The 12,674-nt window shown below is 70.7% G+C and carries 13 protein-coding genes; 4 read left to right on the forward strand and 9 right to left on the reverse strand.

Annotated elements, in window-relative coordinates; all coding sequences use genetic code 11:
- The first annotated feature begins 14 nt into the window (after positions 1 to 14).
- Positions 15 to 500: a T6SS immunity protein Tdi1 domain-containing protein gene (locus tag ACLQ2U_RS25225; protein ID WP_425753251.1), complete on the forward strand. Its 486-nt coding sequence runs from the start codon at positions 15 to 17 to the stop codon at positions 498 to 500.
- A gap of 104 nt (positions 501 to 604) precedes the next feature.
- Here ACLQ2U_RS25225 and ACLQ2U_RS25230 read toward each other — a convergent pair whose 3' ends face one another.
- The 5 genes from ACLQ2U_RS25230 to ACLQ2U_RS25250 are packed head-to-tail and all read right to left on the reverse strand — an operon-like array spanning position 605 to position 4,997.
- Positions 605 to 1,810: an ABC transporter ATP-binding protein gene (locus ACLQ2U_RS25230; protein WP_425753252.1), complete on the reverse strand. Its 1,206-nt coding sequence runs from the start codon at positions 1,808 to 1,810 to the stop codon at positions 605 to 607.
- Positions 1,811 to 1,819: 9 nt separating this feature from the next.
- Entirely contained in the window at positions 1,820 to 2,656 is an 837-nt protein-coding gene (locus tag ACLQ2U_RS25235) for a carbohydrate ABC transporter permease (RefSeq protein WP_425753254.1), read from the reverse strand.
- A 1-nt stretch (position 2,657) separates the two neighbouring features.
- Positions 2,658 to 3,650: a carbohydrate ABC transporter permease gene (locus ACLQ2U_RS25240; RefSeq protein WP_425753255.1), complete on the reverse strand. Its 993-nt coding sequence runs from the start codon at positions 3,648 to 3,650 to the stop codon at positions 2,658 to 2,660.
- Between the two features lie 55 nt (positions 3,651 to 3,705).
- A complete protein-coding gene (locus ACLQ2U_RS25245; protein WP_425753362.1) occupies positions 3,706 to 4,116 on the reverse strand; it encodes a hypothetical protein in 411 nt (136 codons plus the stop codon).
- Positions 4,071 to 4,997 (reverse strand): extracellular solute-binding protein, encoded by a 927-nt coding sequence (locus ACLQ2U_RS25250; RefSeq protein WP_425753256.1) that lies wholly within the window; start codon positions 4,995 to 4,997, stop codon positions 4,071 to 4,073. Before ACLQ2U_RS25250 ends, ACLQ2U_RS25245 begins: the two co-directional genes overlap by 46 nt.
- Positions 4,998 to 5,232: 235 nt before the next feature.
- On the opposite strand from ACLQ2U_RS25250, the gene ACLQ2U_RS25255 reads away from it, so the two are divergent.
- The 3 genes from ACLQ2U_RS25255 to ACLQ2U_RS25265 all read left to right on the forward strand — a co-directional run bounded on the left by ACLQ2U_RS25255 (position 5,233) and on the right by ACLQ2U_RS25265 (position 6,904).
- Entirely contained in the window at positions 5,233 to 5,937 is a 705-nt protein-coding gene (locus ACLQ2U_RS25255; protein ID WP_425753257.1) for a VOC family protein, read from the forward strand.
- A 212-nt stretch (positions 5,938 to 6,149) separates the two neighbouring features.
- Positions 6,150 to 6,581 (forward strand): hypothetical protein, encoded by a 432-nt coding sequence (locus ACLQ2U_RS25260; RefSeq protein WP_425753258.1) that lies wholly within the window; start codon positions 6,150 to 6,152, stop codon positions 6,579 to 6,581.
- Between the two features lie 47 nt (positions 6,582 to 6,628).
- The gene (locus tag ACLQ2U_RS25265; protein ID WP_425753259.1) at positions 6,629 to 6,904 is read left to right on the forward strand and encodes a hypothetical protein; all 276 of its coding nucleotides are present in this window, start codon (positions 6,629 to 6,631) and stop codon (positions 6,902 to 6,904) included.
- A gap of 52 nt (positions 6,905 to 6,956) precedes the next feature.
- On the opposite strand, the gene ACLQ2U_RS25270 is transcribed toward ACLQ2U_RS25265, so the two are convergent.
- The 4 genes from ACLQ2U_RS25270 to ACLQ2U_RS25285 all read right to left on the reverse strand — a co-directional run bounded on the left by ACLQ2U_RS25270 (position 6,957) and on the right by ACLQ2U_RS25285 (position 12,632).
- Positions 6,957 to 7,649: an AMIN-like domain-containing (lipo)protein gene (locus ACLQ2U_RS25270; RefSeq protein ID WP_425753260.1), complete on the reverse strand. Its 693-nt coding sequence runs from the start codon at positions 7,647 to 7,649 to the stop codon at positions 6,957 to 6,959.
- 646 nt (positions 7,650 to 8,295) lie between these two features.
- A complete protein-coding gene (locus ACLQ2U_RS25275) occupies positions 8,296 to 9,084 on the reverse strand; it encodes a DUF4184 family protein (protein ID WP_425753261.1) in 789 nt (262 codons plus the stop codon).
- Positions 9,085 to 9,105: 21 nt separating this feature from the next.
- Complete coding sequence (locus ACLQ2U_RS25280) at positions 9,106 to 9,804, reverse strand: HAD family hydrolase (RefSeq protein ID WP_425753262.1); 699 nt, start codon at positions 9,802 to 9,804, stop codon at positions 9,106 to 9,108.
- Between the two features lie 119 nt (positions 9,805 to 9,923).
- Entirely contained in the window at positions 9,924 to 12,632 is a 2,709-nt protein-coding gene (locus tag ACLQ2U_RS25285; RefSeq protein WP_425753263.1) for an MGH1-like glycoside hydrolase domain-containing protein, read from the reverse strand.
- Positions 12,633 to 12,674: the final 42 nt, after the last annotated feature.

Genomic DNA, 12,674 nt, shown 5'->3' on the forward strand with positions numbered 1-12,674 from the left:
GGCCGCTAGCCACCGTGACTGTTCTGGGGTTGGGTGCCGACGTGGATTTGATCAGAAACTTCACCGAGGAGCAGCTCCGACGCGGCCTGGAGTCGTGGGAGTGGATCGGCGTCAGCGCCAAGACACCCTTGTTCACGTCTCCTTTTGGCGATGTCATCTTCAGGGCTGACGACGGTTTCTGGTGGCTGGACACGCTGGAGGGGAGCCTGACCCGCCCGTGGACGACCGGCGAGGCGCTGAAGGCCGACCTGAACACCACCGAAGGCCAGGATCGGTACCTTCTAGCGGGCCTTGGCCTGGGCGCGGAGCGCCGCGGACTCACGCCCACACCCAGCCAGGTGTACGGCTTCAAGATCCCCCCGATCCTCGGCGGGAAGGTGGACATGGAGAACGTCGAAGTCATCGATTTCGTGGTCGGCCTGAATATCGCCGGCCAGATCCACGAGCAGGTCCAAGCCCTGCCCTCAGGCACCCCCATCTCCCGAATCACCCTCAGCTGAACCCAGAGGAATCAGGTGGGCACCAACTGGGATTCGAACCCCTGACCCCCTCGATGCGAAACGGGGGCCGGTGGCTGCTGCCACCGGCCCCCGGAACGCGTCGGTCAGTCGGCGAGCGCGCCCGCCGCCCGCCCCTCGTGCAGGGTGAGGTTGCGCCCGGTGGACGGGTCGAACAGGTGGATCTTCTCCAGGTTGAACCAGACCCGCCGGTTCTGCCCCTCGACCACCGACGACTCGGCCGACAGCCGGGTCACCAGGCTGGCGCCCCCGCCGGTGAAGTCGGCCCCGGCGTCCGCGGCCAGTTCCTCCAGCTCGGCGGCGCTGGCCTTCTCCCCCTCGATGGCGAAGTAGACGTACTTGTCCGAACCCATCGACTCGACGATCTCCACCGGCGCGTCGAACTCGATGCCACGCTGCCGGGTGTCGTCGTCGACCAGTTCGGCGTCCTCGAAGTGCTCCGGCCGGACGCCGAGGATCAGCTCGCGCGGCGCGTCGCCGGCCTCCAGCTCGCGGCGGATCCGCTCGCCGATCGGCACGTCGCCGAGCGCGGTGCGCAGCTTGCCGTCCTCGACCGCCGCGTGCAGGAAGTTCATCGACGGCGAGCCGATGAATCCGGCCACGAACAGGTTGCGCGGGTGGTCGTACAGCTCCTGCGGCGGGCCGACCTGTTGGATCGCGCCGCCCCGCATGATCACCACCCGGTCGCCGAGGGTCATCGCCTCGGTCTGGTCGTGCGTGACGTAGACGGTGGTGGTGCCGAGCTGCTTCTGCAGCCGGGACACCACCGTGCGCATCTGCACCCGCAGCTTGGCGTCCAGGTTGGACAGTGGCTCGTCCATCAGGAACGCCTTGGGCTGCCGGACGATCGCCCGACCCATCGCCACCCGCTGCCGCTGGCCGCCGGAGAGGTTGGCCGGCTTGCGGTCCAGCAGCGGGGTCAGCTCGAGGACCTTGGCCGCCTCGTCGACCTTCTGGTTGATGGTCTCCTTGTCGAGCTTGGCCAACCGCAGCGGGAAGGCCATGTTCTCCCGGACGGTCATGTTCGGGTAGAGCGCGTACGACTGGAACACCATCGCGATGTCCCGGTCCCGGGGGGCCTTGTCGTTGACCCGCTCCCCCGCGATGCGCAGCTCACCGGAGCTGATGTCCTCCAGCCCGGCGATCATGTTGAGGGTGGTGGACTTCCCGCAGCCCGAGGGGCCGACCAGGATGACGAACTCGCCGTCGCCGATCTCCAGATCGACGTCCTGCACCGCCACGGTCCCGTCCGGGAACCGCTTGCTCACCTTGTCGAGCACGATGTCAGCCACGACTACCACCTATCCCTTGACTGCGCCGGAGGTCAGGCCGGAGACGATGCGGCGCTGGAAGAAGAGCACGAACAGGATGATCGGAATGGTGATCACCACGGCGGCGGCGCAGATCGCCCCGGTGGGGTCCTCGAACTGCGACTCGCCGGTGAAGAACGACAGCGCCACCGGCACCGTGCGGGCCCGCTCGGTGGAGGTGAGCGTGATGGCGAAGAGGAAGTCGTTCCAGCAGAAGATGAAGACCAGGATCGCCGTGGTGAACAGCCCCGGCGCGGCCAGTGGGGCGATGACCCGCCGGAACGCCTGGCCCTGGGTGGCGCCGTCCATCTTCGCGGCCTTCTCCAGGTCCCAGGGGATCTGCTTGAAGAACGCCGAGAGGGTGTAGATCGCCAGCGGCAGCGCGAAGGTGATGTACGGCAGGATCAGCCCCGGCCAGGTGTCGAAGAGGCCGAGCTGCCGCTCGATCTCGAACAGCGGGGACACCAGCGACACCTGCGGGAACATCGCGATCAGCAGGGAGACGCCGACCAGCAGCTTCTTGCCGGGGAAGTCCAGCCGGGAGATCGCGTACGCGGCCATCGCGCCGAGCACGACCGCGATCAGGGTGGCGATCAGGGCGATCCCGATCGAGTTGACCAGGGCGCGGACGAACTGGTCCGTCTGGAAGATCGTCCGGTAGTTGTCCAGCGTCCACTCCCGGGGCCAGAACTTCCCGTCGGTGAGGGTGGCCGGGGTCTTGAACGACAGCGAGGCGATCCAGAGCACCGGGATCAGCGCGAAGACGACGACGATGACGTCCAGCAGACCCCAGCGCAGCTTCGCCCGCGTGGTGGTTTCGACTGACATCTCAGCGCCTCTCCCCGTCGTCGCTGCCCGGGGCAGCGGTACCGAACAGCTTCACGAAGATGAAGGCGATGATCGCCACGGTGAGGAAGATCAGCACCGACATCGTCGAGCCGATGCCGAGGTTGAGACCCCGGATCAGGTTGTTGTAGGCGAGCATCGACACCGACGAGGTCTCGTTGCCGCCCGCGGTCAACACGAAGATGTTGTCGAAGACCCGGAACGCGTCCAGGGTGCGGAACAGCAGCGCGACCAGGATGGCCGGCTTCATCACCGGCAGCATCACCTTGGTGAACCGCTGCCAGGCGGTCGCCCCGTCGGTGGAGGCGGCCTTGAGCAGGTCCTCCGGCACCAACGCCAGCCCGGCCATCAGCAGCAGCGCCATGAACGGGGTGGTCTTCCAGATCTCGGCCAGCATGATGATCGCCAGCGAGCTGGCCCGCTCGGTCAGCGGCGCACTGCCGTCGAAGAGGTTGGCCAGGTAGCCGGTGCCGGGCGTCCAGGCGTACCGCCAGGAGAAGGCGGCGACCACCGTGACGATCCCGTACGGGATCAGCGCCGCGGTGCGGACGATGCCCCGGCCGACCAGGGTCCGGTGCATGATCAGCGCCAGTCCCATGCCGAGGACCAGCTCGATCGCGACGGTGACCACCGTGATCAGCATGGTCACCCCGAACGCCGTCCACCAGAACTGGTTGGTCAGCACGGTGACGTAGTTCTCCAGCCCGATGAACTCGCGCTGGTCCGGGAAGCGCAGGTCGAAACGCTGCAGCGACAGCCAGACCGAGTAGAGGATCGGGTACGCGGTGACCAGCACCATGACCAGCGCGGCCGGGGCGCAGAGCAGCCAGCCCAGCCGGCGCTCGGCCTTCTTGTTCTCGCTCAGCGGCGCCTTCCCCCGCCGGGTGCTCCGCTGAGTCGGGACGGCGGCGTGCCGCGGGCGTCGGGTCTCCTCGGCCGCGACGTCCGCGCCGGTCGGAGTGGCGTTGATGCTCATGCTGTCACCTCCGCGCGGTCGCTGCCGGGCTTCGTCGGGCGCTGGGTTCGCTCGGTCACGGCAGGACCCCCTTCGACTGGAGGGCGTCGGAGATGGCGTCACGCAGCTCGTCTGCGGTCTGCTCCGGCTGGATCGCCGACGGCGGCGACAGGATCGCCGACATCACCGTGGAGATGCTCTGGTACGCCGGGGTCAGCGGACGCACCGCCGGCTCCTTGAGCTCCTCCAGGATGGTGTCCTTCATCGGGTACGCCTCGTCCATCTCCGGGTCGTCGTAGACCTTCTCGATGGTCGGCGGGACGCCGTCGTTGATCGCCGAGAACTTCTGGTTCTTCTCGTTGCGGATGCACGTCGCGGCCTCGAAGGACTCGGTCGGGTGCTTGGAGTAGGAGCTGACCGCCATGTTGACCCCGCCGATGGTTACCTTGCTCGGGTGTTCGCGTCGACGCCGGGCACCCGGGCCCACTTGACCTTCTTGGCCAGCTCCGGGTCGGCTTCCTGCAGCGCGGGGTAGACGAAGGGCCAGTTGACCTGGAAGGCGCCGGTGCCGGACTGGAACTCCAGTCGTACCGGGTCCTCGATGGCGTTGCTGAACGACGGCGAGGTCACGCCCGACGTGGCGAAGCGCTTGAGCTGGTCGAGGGCCTTGACGGTGCCGGCGTCCATCACGGCCTGCTTGCCGTCGTCGCTGAGGATCTTGCCGCCGGCGCTCTCGGCCAACGTGTTGTATAGGACGACCAGCCCCTCGTACTGGGCGCCCATGGTGAGCACCTGGTAGGGCTTGCCCTGCCCCTTGAGGTCCTGGGCCGCCTTGATCATGTCGTCCCAGCTCGTCGGAGCCTGCTGCACCAGGTCGCTGCGGTACCAGAGCAGCTGCACGTTGGTGTTCTTCGGGGCGGCGTAGAGCTTGTCCTCGTAGCGGGCCGTCTCCAGCGGGCCGGGCAGGGTTCCCTTCTCCGCCTCGGCCCGGTCCTGACCGGTCCACTCGCGGATCCAGTCGGCGCTGGCGAACTCCTGGGTCCAGGTGACGTCGAGGCCGAGCACGTCCATCCCGGTGTCCTCGGCGGCGAGCCGACGGACCAGCTGCACCCGCTGGTCGTCGGCCTGCCGCGGCAACACCCGGTAGGCGATCTTGTAGCGCCCCTGGGCCTGGGTGTTGCAGTCGTCGACCACCTTCTGCAGGTTCTGCTCGGGCGGGTAGTACAGGTTGATCGTGGGCGTACCGCCGTCTCCGCCGCCGGAACCGCACGCGGCCAGCGGCGCGACCAGAGCCAGCGCGGCGGCCGCCGCACCGACCCGGACACCCGGCCGGCGCCGACGTCGGACCGCTTCGGGGTCTGTCGTCATCGCCCTCCCCCTTTCTTCGGCGAAACCGGGGGAAGTACCCGTGCCCCGGCGCACGGCGAGACGGTCCGGACCGGGGAACGGCGAAGCCTGCCCCGCCCGGGCGTTTCGTGCGCTAACACTGCCCGACCTGCGAAGTCGCGAAACCTGGCCGTCACGAGACGGGACCGACAGGCGGCGCTGTGCCGGGGATCACGCAGGGCGTCGGGGCGTCGGGGCGGGCCGGCATGATGGTCGGATGATCGCGCGTTTCAAGGACCTCTGTATGGACGCCTCCGACGTCCGCTCGCTGGCCGGTTTCTGGGCTGGGATCCTGGCTGGGGAGGTGGTCGACACCGGCGACGGCGACTTCCGGGTCGATCCCCGTCCGGGCGGGGCCGGTCCCGAGTCGATCTGGGTCAACCGGGTGCCCGAGCCGCGGGCCGGCAAGACCCGCGTCCACCTGGACCTGCGCCTGGCCGATCCCGACCCGGCGGCGCTGCTGGCCGCGGGCGCCCGCCTGGTCCGCGAGCCGGACGCCGAGATCAGCTGGTGGGTGCTGGCCGACCCGGACGGCAATCAGTTCTGTGCCTTCGCCCCGCGTGCGGGCGCCCGACCCGGCCCGTTCGAGCTGGTGGTGGACAGCGCCGACCCGGCCGCCCAGGCCACCTGGTGGGCGGGGGTGGTCGGCGGTCGGGTGGAGATCGCGGAGGAGGGGCACGCCTCGGTGGTCGGTGCCGAGGGCTTTCCCTGGGACTACTGGGTCTTCGACCCTGTGTCCGAGCGCAAGCGGGTCAAGAACCGGGTGCACTGGGACGTCGACGTGACCGGGCCGGACGCCACCGCGCTGATCGCCGCCGGGGCGACGCTGCTGCGCGAGCCCGACGACCGGACCGGCTGGTGGGTGCTGGCCGACCCGGAGGGCAACGAGTTCTGCGCCTTTGCGCCGCGCCGGGCGGCCTGACCGGCGGTCGTCCCACCTGGTGGGCGTGGCGGGCTACCCCAGCGCCCGCCGCGTGCACTAGCGTTTGGTGAGCTCCGCAAGCCAGGGCGTCGCCGTCGATGTCGATACGCCTCCGGCCGACCCCAGCCCGTCCGATCGGTTGGTTCTCGCGGGAACTCCCCTCTGCCGGTCCACCGGTTGGGCAGGATCGTCCCCAACGAGGAGGTGCCGTCGTGCAGGACACCCGCGCTCTCGCCCTGACGTTCGAGGTGAGCGGCCTGCCACCGGTCAAGACCGAGGCGCTGTCCATCTTCGCCGCCGGCCACCGGCAGGCGACGAGGGTCCGCGCCCTGCTCCAGGCGGCCTGCGCCGCGGCCCAGCGCACCGGCTGGACGCCGTTGGCCGGGCCGATCGAGGTCGACCTGACCCTGCATTGCCCGCCGGGGCACCGCACCTCGGACGCCAGCACCCTGCTGGGCGGGGTGTGCGCGGTGCTCCAGGACAAGAAGCGGGTGGCCAATATCGGCCTGGCCCACCTCGGTGTCCTGGTCGACGTCGCGCTCTACGACGATGACCGGCAGATCCGCCGGCTGTCGTACCTGGAGGAGCCCGCGGAGGACTTCTCGTACCAGGTCCGGGTGGCCGCCGTACCCACCGTGGTTTGATCGACGGCCGCGGTGGGGTACCGCGGACGCCGAGGAAGGGAGCGCCGATGTCGGAGCCACATGTCACGCTCGACCCGAGCGGGCTGGATCCCGTGCAGCAGAAGTTGCGCCTCCCGCTGGAGGATCAGCTGACCTCGGCCCTGCAGGCGGCCATCGAACGGGTCCGCGCCAGCTACGCGGGTGAACCGGTTGAGCAGGTCTGCCAGCGGTTGCTCGACGAGACACGGTCCGGGCTGCACCCGGACATCGCCGCCGGGTTCAACCCGGACATGGACGAGTTCTGCCGGGTGGCGGTGGCGATCGTCCGCAGCGAGGTCTCCTGAAGCAGACGGCATCCGACCGCGCCGGCGCTGAGGCCGGCGCGGTCGGCGCGCGTCAGCTCCGGCGCACGTCCACCGAGACGACGTGGGTGCCGTCCGGCCGGGTGGACTCCCCGAGCCGCACCGGCAGCCCGCCGCGCGACAGTCCCAGCCCGAAGCTCAGATAACCCTCGAAGTCGCCGGCCGGCGCCCAGCCGCGCAGCGTTGGGAAGCCGATGGTCCGCGGCGGCGTGCTCGCCGTGTTCCGACCGGCCCCGTCGTGCGCCTGGGCGGGGTTGAAGCGAAGGGCGAGGAACGCCGTCCCCGGCAGGTCGACCGGGTCACCGCTGCCGTCCTGCTCCACCCGGGCCACGTACGCCACCTCGTAGCCGGGGATCGGGCCGCGGAAGGCGAAGGTGATTCGGCTGAAGTCCTCGTCCGGGTGGTCGCCGACCCGTACCTCGACCAGGACCGGCAGCGGCTCGCCCGGGGGTGGGGTGAGCGGCAGCCGCACGGTGTGGCTGACCCGCGCCGGGGCGGTCGGCACCGCCCAGCCGTAGGTGACGTGCCAGTCCCCCGGCGCTGCGGGCCGGGTGACGGACGGGCCGGCGGTGGCCGGCGGTGTGGTGGCGGGCCCGGTGGCGGCGACGCTCGCGGAGGACGCGGTCGTCGTCGGGGGCGCGGGCGTCGCGCCGTCGTGGTCGGTCGTGCAGGCCGCCGCGAGCAGCACGACCAGGCTGGCGAGCAGTGGTACGCGCTGACGTGTCATGACTCAGTGTCACGCCACCCGGCCCACCCGCGGAAGAGGCGATCGTCCCGGGTCGGGTCAGCCGTGCCGGGCAACCGGTTCACCCCGCGTCCGGCCCGGTTCGGCGGCGGGATCGGCCTCGCCCGCCCCGTCGACGATCCGACGGTGCCACCGGCGATAGGTGTCGGCGCCATTCCCAGGATGCTCGCACCCCGCGCGGTTCCGCGACGCCCCGGAAATGGCGACGGATCTCTTCCCGCAATTACTGCGCGTCCATGTAACGCGAGAGCCACCGGCGACGCTCTAACTGGTCGGTGGAGAAGCGGAATCGCTTTCCGGGAAGACAATGTGGCCGGCCGGTCAGGACCGGGTCCGCAACTCCCCAGCCCTGACCGCCAGCCGTCCGGCGTGGTAGCGGCATTTCGCCTGTGCGAGCGCGGCGGGCGTGGCACGCCGCCAACGCCGGGCCCAGCACGGCGAGCCGGCCCGCCTGCACTCAGCTCCACGGTGCCCAACTACCGGACTTCGGCGCGTTCCCGACTCACCCCGAAGAGACGTGAACGCGGGCCCAGGTTAGGCATCCCGGCGCGGACCGGACAAGCATTTCCGGGCCCGGGCGAATGTGATTGACGACAATCCTGAAATGCGGCAGGTCGACGTAACGCGGTCAGCCGGTCTGGCGCTGTTTCCCCTCGAGGCGACCCGTCCGCGCGCCGTCGGCCGGACCGGGCGACGGAGGGCTCGCCGCCCAACCACCGACGATCAGCGCGAGTGCCGCCAGGTGCAGCAGCCGCACCCCCGCCGGCGCCGGGACCGTGGCGGCCGGCAGGACCGGCAGCACGGTCGCCCCGACCCCGGTGACCGCCAGGGCCACCCCCCAGAAGACGACCGGCCGGGTCGGCGGCGCGGGTGGTCGTACGCCGTCGAAGATCTGCTGCCGGCGGGCGGCCCGCAGCGCGAGCCCGACCACGAACGCCCCGCCGACCACGGTGCTCACCAGGTCGGAGAAGAACCACCAGTACATGCCGGTGGCGGCGTGGAAGTCAACGCCCAGGGCCAGCAGCCACCGCTCGGTGTGCGTCACCCGGTCCCAGGCGACGTGGCTGCCCGCGCCGATCAGCGCGGAGCAGACGGTGACCTGCCAGGGATGGCGGACCGTGCCGAGCGCGGCGTGGTCCCGCCAACCGAACGCCCGCTCGGCGGGCAGATGCACGGCGATCCCGGCGATCGTGCGCCGGACGATCCAGGCGTAACAGAGCGCCACCGGCAGGCACCACCAGATCAGCCCGCCCAGCGTGTGCGACCCCGCGTCCAGGGCGAAGCGGGTGTCGGTGAAGAGGTAGGCGACGTCCGGCGACACGGCGCCGGTCGCCAGCGCCACCCCGTCGAACCAGTGCGGCCGCCACAGCTTCAGGGGCAGCACCGGCGCCAGGTGGGAGGGAAACGTCAACGGCACGAACCGGAGGTTACCGCCCGATCAGAAGTGCCGGAGCAGGTCCGTGAAGCCGGCCAGCCGCAGCACACCCTCGTCGTCCGGATCCAGCTCGTCGTGCTCCAGCACCCAGGTGTTGTCGTTCGGGATGAACACCGCCCGCATTCCGGCCGCCCGGGCCGGCAGGATGTCCGACTTCGGGGAGTTGCCGATCATCCAGGCGGCTGCCGGGTCGAAGCGGTGCTCATCGGCCAGCCACCGGTAGGTCGCCATGTCCTTCTCCCGCACCACGTGCGCGGCGCGGAAGTGGTGCAGCAGGCCGCAGGCGTCCAGCTTGCGCTGCTGCTCCTCCCGGTCGCCCTTGGTCAGCAGCAGCAGGTCGTACCGGCCGGCGAGGGTGTCGAGCGTGTCGGCGACCCCCGGCATCAGCTCGACCTGGTGGGCGACCAGGGCCGCGGCCAGTTCGTCGATCTCCCGTCGCTCCCGGTCGGTGGCCGGGCGGGCCCGCAGCGACTCCAGGCACTCGCCGAGGCTGCGCAGGAAGACCTTGCTGCCGTACCCGTGGACGACGGCGTTGGCCCGCTCGATGTCGTCCAGCACGGCCCGGATCTCGGTGCGGTCGAGCGTCGGGTGGTCCAGCCACTCCAGGAAGTGGTCGATCACCCGTTCGAAGACGACGTTGTTCTCCCAGAGCGTGTCGTCTGCGTCGAAGACGAGCACCGTCGTGTCCCGGCGATGTGCCATCGCTCCCCTCCCGTGTCGGACGGCCGCCGACGCCACCCTGCCGGCCGGCGGCCCGGGCCACGCTACTGCGCCGGCGCGGCGGCCCACACCCGGTTTCCCGTGGCGGGTGCGAGATCACGTCAGCGGCGGAGGGTGAGGATCAGGTCGGCGACCAGCGCGGTCCAGCCGGTCTGGTGCCAGGCCCCCAGCCCGGCGCCGTTGTCGCCGTGGAAGTACTCGGGGAAGGCGATCAGGTCCCGCCAGTCCGGATGGGTCTGGAAGAGCTGGCAGGCGCCGTAGATCGGCCGCCGCCCCCAGCCGTCCCGGGTGAAGAGCGCGATCAGCCGGGCCGAGAGGTCGTCGGCGATCTCGTCCAGCGTCCGCTTCTGCCCCGACCGGGTCGGGTACTCCACCTGGAGGCCGTCGCCGAAGAACGCGCCGTAGTCGCGCAGCGCGCTGATCAGCAGGAAGTTCGTCGGCATCCAGATCGGGCCGCGCCAGTTGGAGTTGCCGCCGAACAGGCCGCTGGTCGACTCGGCCGGCTCGTAGCCCACGCAGAACTCCTGGCCGCCGAGGTTCACCGCGAAGGGCTTGTCCAGGTGCGCGCGGCTGAGCGTCCGCAGGCCGTACTCGGAGAGGAACTCGTCGGTGTCGAGCATCCGGGCCAGCAGCCGGACCACCTGGTCCGGGCCGACCATGGAGAGCAGCCGTTGCTGGCGGCCGTCCGGGCCGAGCCGGCGGGCGCCGATCACGTCGGCGTACTCGGGGCGCTGGCTGAGGAACCAGCGCAGCCGGGCGCCCAGCTCGGGCAGGTGTTGCAGGGTCTTCGCGGTGAGCCGGGTGGTGGCCGCCAACGGCAGCAGCCCGACCACCGAGCGCACCTTCAACGGCACCTGGCTGCCGTCGGCCAGCCGCAGCACGTCGTAGAAGAAGCCGTCCTCGTCGTCCCAGAGTCCCTGCTCGTACGCGGCCGCGGCGATGTACGCGAAGTGCTCGAAGAACTTGGTGGCGGTGTCCACGTACGCCCGGTCGTGCTCGGCGAGCACGATCGCCATGTCCAGCAGGTTGAGCGCGTACATCGCCATCCAGCCGGTGCCGTCGGACTGCTCCAGCACCCCGGCCACCGGCAGCGCGGCCGAGCGGTCGAACGGGCCGACGTTGTCCAGCCCGAGGAAGCCGCCCTCGAAAACGTTGTTGCCGCCGGTGTCCTTGCGGTTGACCCACCAGGTGAAGTTGAGCAGCAGCTTGTGCATCACCCGGGCGAGGAACTCGTGGTCCCGGCGGCCGTCGATCTCGAACACCTTCAGCGCGGCCCAGGCGTGCACCGGCGGGTTCACGTCGCCGAAGGCCCACTCGTAGGCCGGGATCTGCCCGTTGGGGTGCAGGTACCACTCGCGGAGCAGGAGCAGCAGCTGCTCCTTGGCGAAACCCGGGTCGACGCGGGCGATGGTGACGCAGTGGAAGGCCAGGTCCCAGGCCGCGTACCAGGGGTACTCCCAGGGGTCCGGCATGGAGATCACGTCGAAGCTGTTCATGTGCCACCAGGCGCTGTTGCGCCCGTGCCGGCGCCCGGCCGGCGGGGGCGCCGAGCCGGGATCGCCCTCCAGCCACCGCTTGACGTCGAAGTGATAGAACTGCTTGCCCCACATCAGCCCGGCGATGGCCTGCCGGGCGACGAGGGCCTCGTCGGCGCTGGCGGCGGCCGGGATGACGCTGGCGAAGAAGCGGTTCGCCTCGGCCCGGCGGGCCCAGACCGCCGCGTCGAAGCCGGCGCCGAGGTCCGCGGGGGGCGGGACGGTCCCGCCGGGCGGCGGGGCGCTCCGGGTCAGCCGCAGCCGGATCTGCCGCTGCCCGCCGGCCGGCACCTCGAGGATGTAGTGCAGCGCCCCCTTGGTCCCCTCCCCCGCCGGGTTCACCGTGTCGGCGCCGTCGACGACGTGGTCGTTGATGCCGTCCTTCGGGTACGGCGACCGGCCGGGCAGCCCCCAGAGCCGCTCGGCGTTGGTGTCGTTGTCGCAGAGCAGCGGGACCGGGTCGCCGTCGCCCTCGAGCAGGATCTGGCCGAGCACCCAGTGCTCGCCGACCAGCCGGGAGCCCTCGCCGACCAGCCGCGGCACCCGGTCACCGCCGGGCAGCCCCCAGGCCCAGGTGTTGCGGAACCAGAGCGTGGGCAGCACGTGCAGGGTGGCCGCCCGGTCGCCCCGGTTGGCCACGGTGACCACCACGCACATGTCGGTCGGGGAGGCCTTGGCGTAGTCGACGGTCACCGCCCAGTACCGGTCGTCGTCGAAGATGCCGGTGTCGACCAGCTCGTACTCGGTGTCGTCCCGGCCGCGCAGCGCGTTGACGGCGACCAGCTCGTCGTACGGGAAGGCGGCCTGCGGGTAGTGGTAGCGCCAGCGCATCCAGGAGTGGGTGGGGGTGGAGTCCTCGTACCACCAGTACTCCTTGACGTCCTCGCCGTGGTTGCCGCCGTCGCCGCCGAGGCCGAACATCCGCTCCTTGAGGATCGGGTCCCTGCCGTTCCAGAGCGCGAGGGCGAAGCAGAACGTCTGCCGGTCGTCGCAGACGCCCGCCATGCCGTCCTCGTTCCACCGGTAGGCTCTGGACCGCGCGTGGTCGTGGGGGAAGTAGTCCCACGCCGTACCGTGCTCGCTGTAGTCCTCCCGTACCGTCCCCCACGCCCGCTCGGACAGATAGGGACCCCATGCGCGCCAGTCCTGCTCCCCGGCATCTGCCTGGGCGAGCCGGAGCCGCTCGGCATCGGGGAACGGCGCGTCGGAGGGCGAACTGTCGGTGAACACGTGCACATCTTCGACGCCGCCGGGGTACTTCACCACAGCGGCCATTGTCGTCGTGGCGTGTTACACCTCGCCGCCGGCTGGAGGAAA

Source organism: Micromonospora sp. DT47 (assembly GCF_049844475.1).
GTDB lineage: Bacteria > Actinomycetota > Actinomycetes > Mycobacteriales > Micromonosporaceae > Micromonospora.

Coding starts and splice junctions, on each gene's coding strand:
- ACLQ2U_RS25285 (WP_425753263.1), bottom strand. CDS start 12,632: ATGGCCGCTGTGGTGAAGTACCCCGGCGGCGTCGAAGATGTGCACGTG.
- ACLQ2U_RS25250 (WP_425753256.1), bottom strand. CDS start 4,997: ATGACGACAGACCCCGAAGCGGTCCGACGTCGGCGCCGGCCGGGTGTC.
- ACLQ2U_RS25240 (WP_425753255.1), bottom strand. CDS start 3,650: ATGAGCATCAACGCCACTCCGACCGGCGCGGACGTCGCGGCCGAGGAG.
- ACLQ2U_RS25270 (WP_425753260.1), bottom strand. CDS start 7,649: ATGACACGTCAGCGCGTACCACTGCTCGCCAGCCTGGTCGTGCTGCTC.
- ACLQ2U_RS25235 (WP_425753254.1), bottom strand. CDS start 2,656: ATGTCAGTCGAAACCACCACGCGGGCGAAGCTGCGCTGGGGTCTGCTG.
- ACLQ2U_RS25265 (WP_425753259.1), top strand. CDS start 6,629: ATGTCGGAGCCACATGTCACGCTCGACCCGAGCGGGCTGGATCCCGTG.
- ACLQ2U_RS25255 (WP_425753257.1), top strand. CDS start 5,233: ATGATCGCGCGTTTCAAGGACCTCTGTATGGACGCCTCCGACGTCCGC.
- ACLQ2U_RS25280 (WP_425753262.1), bottom strand. CDS start 9,804: ATGGCACATCGCCGGGACACGACGGTGCTCGTCTTCGACGCAGACGAC.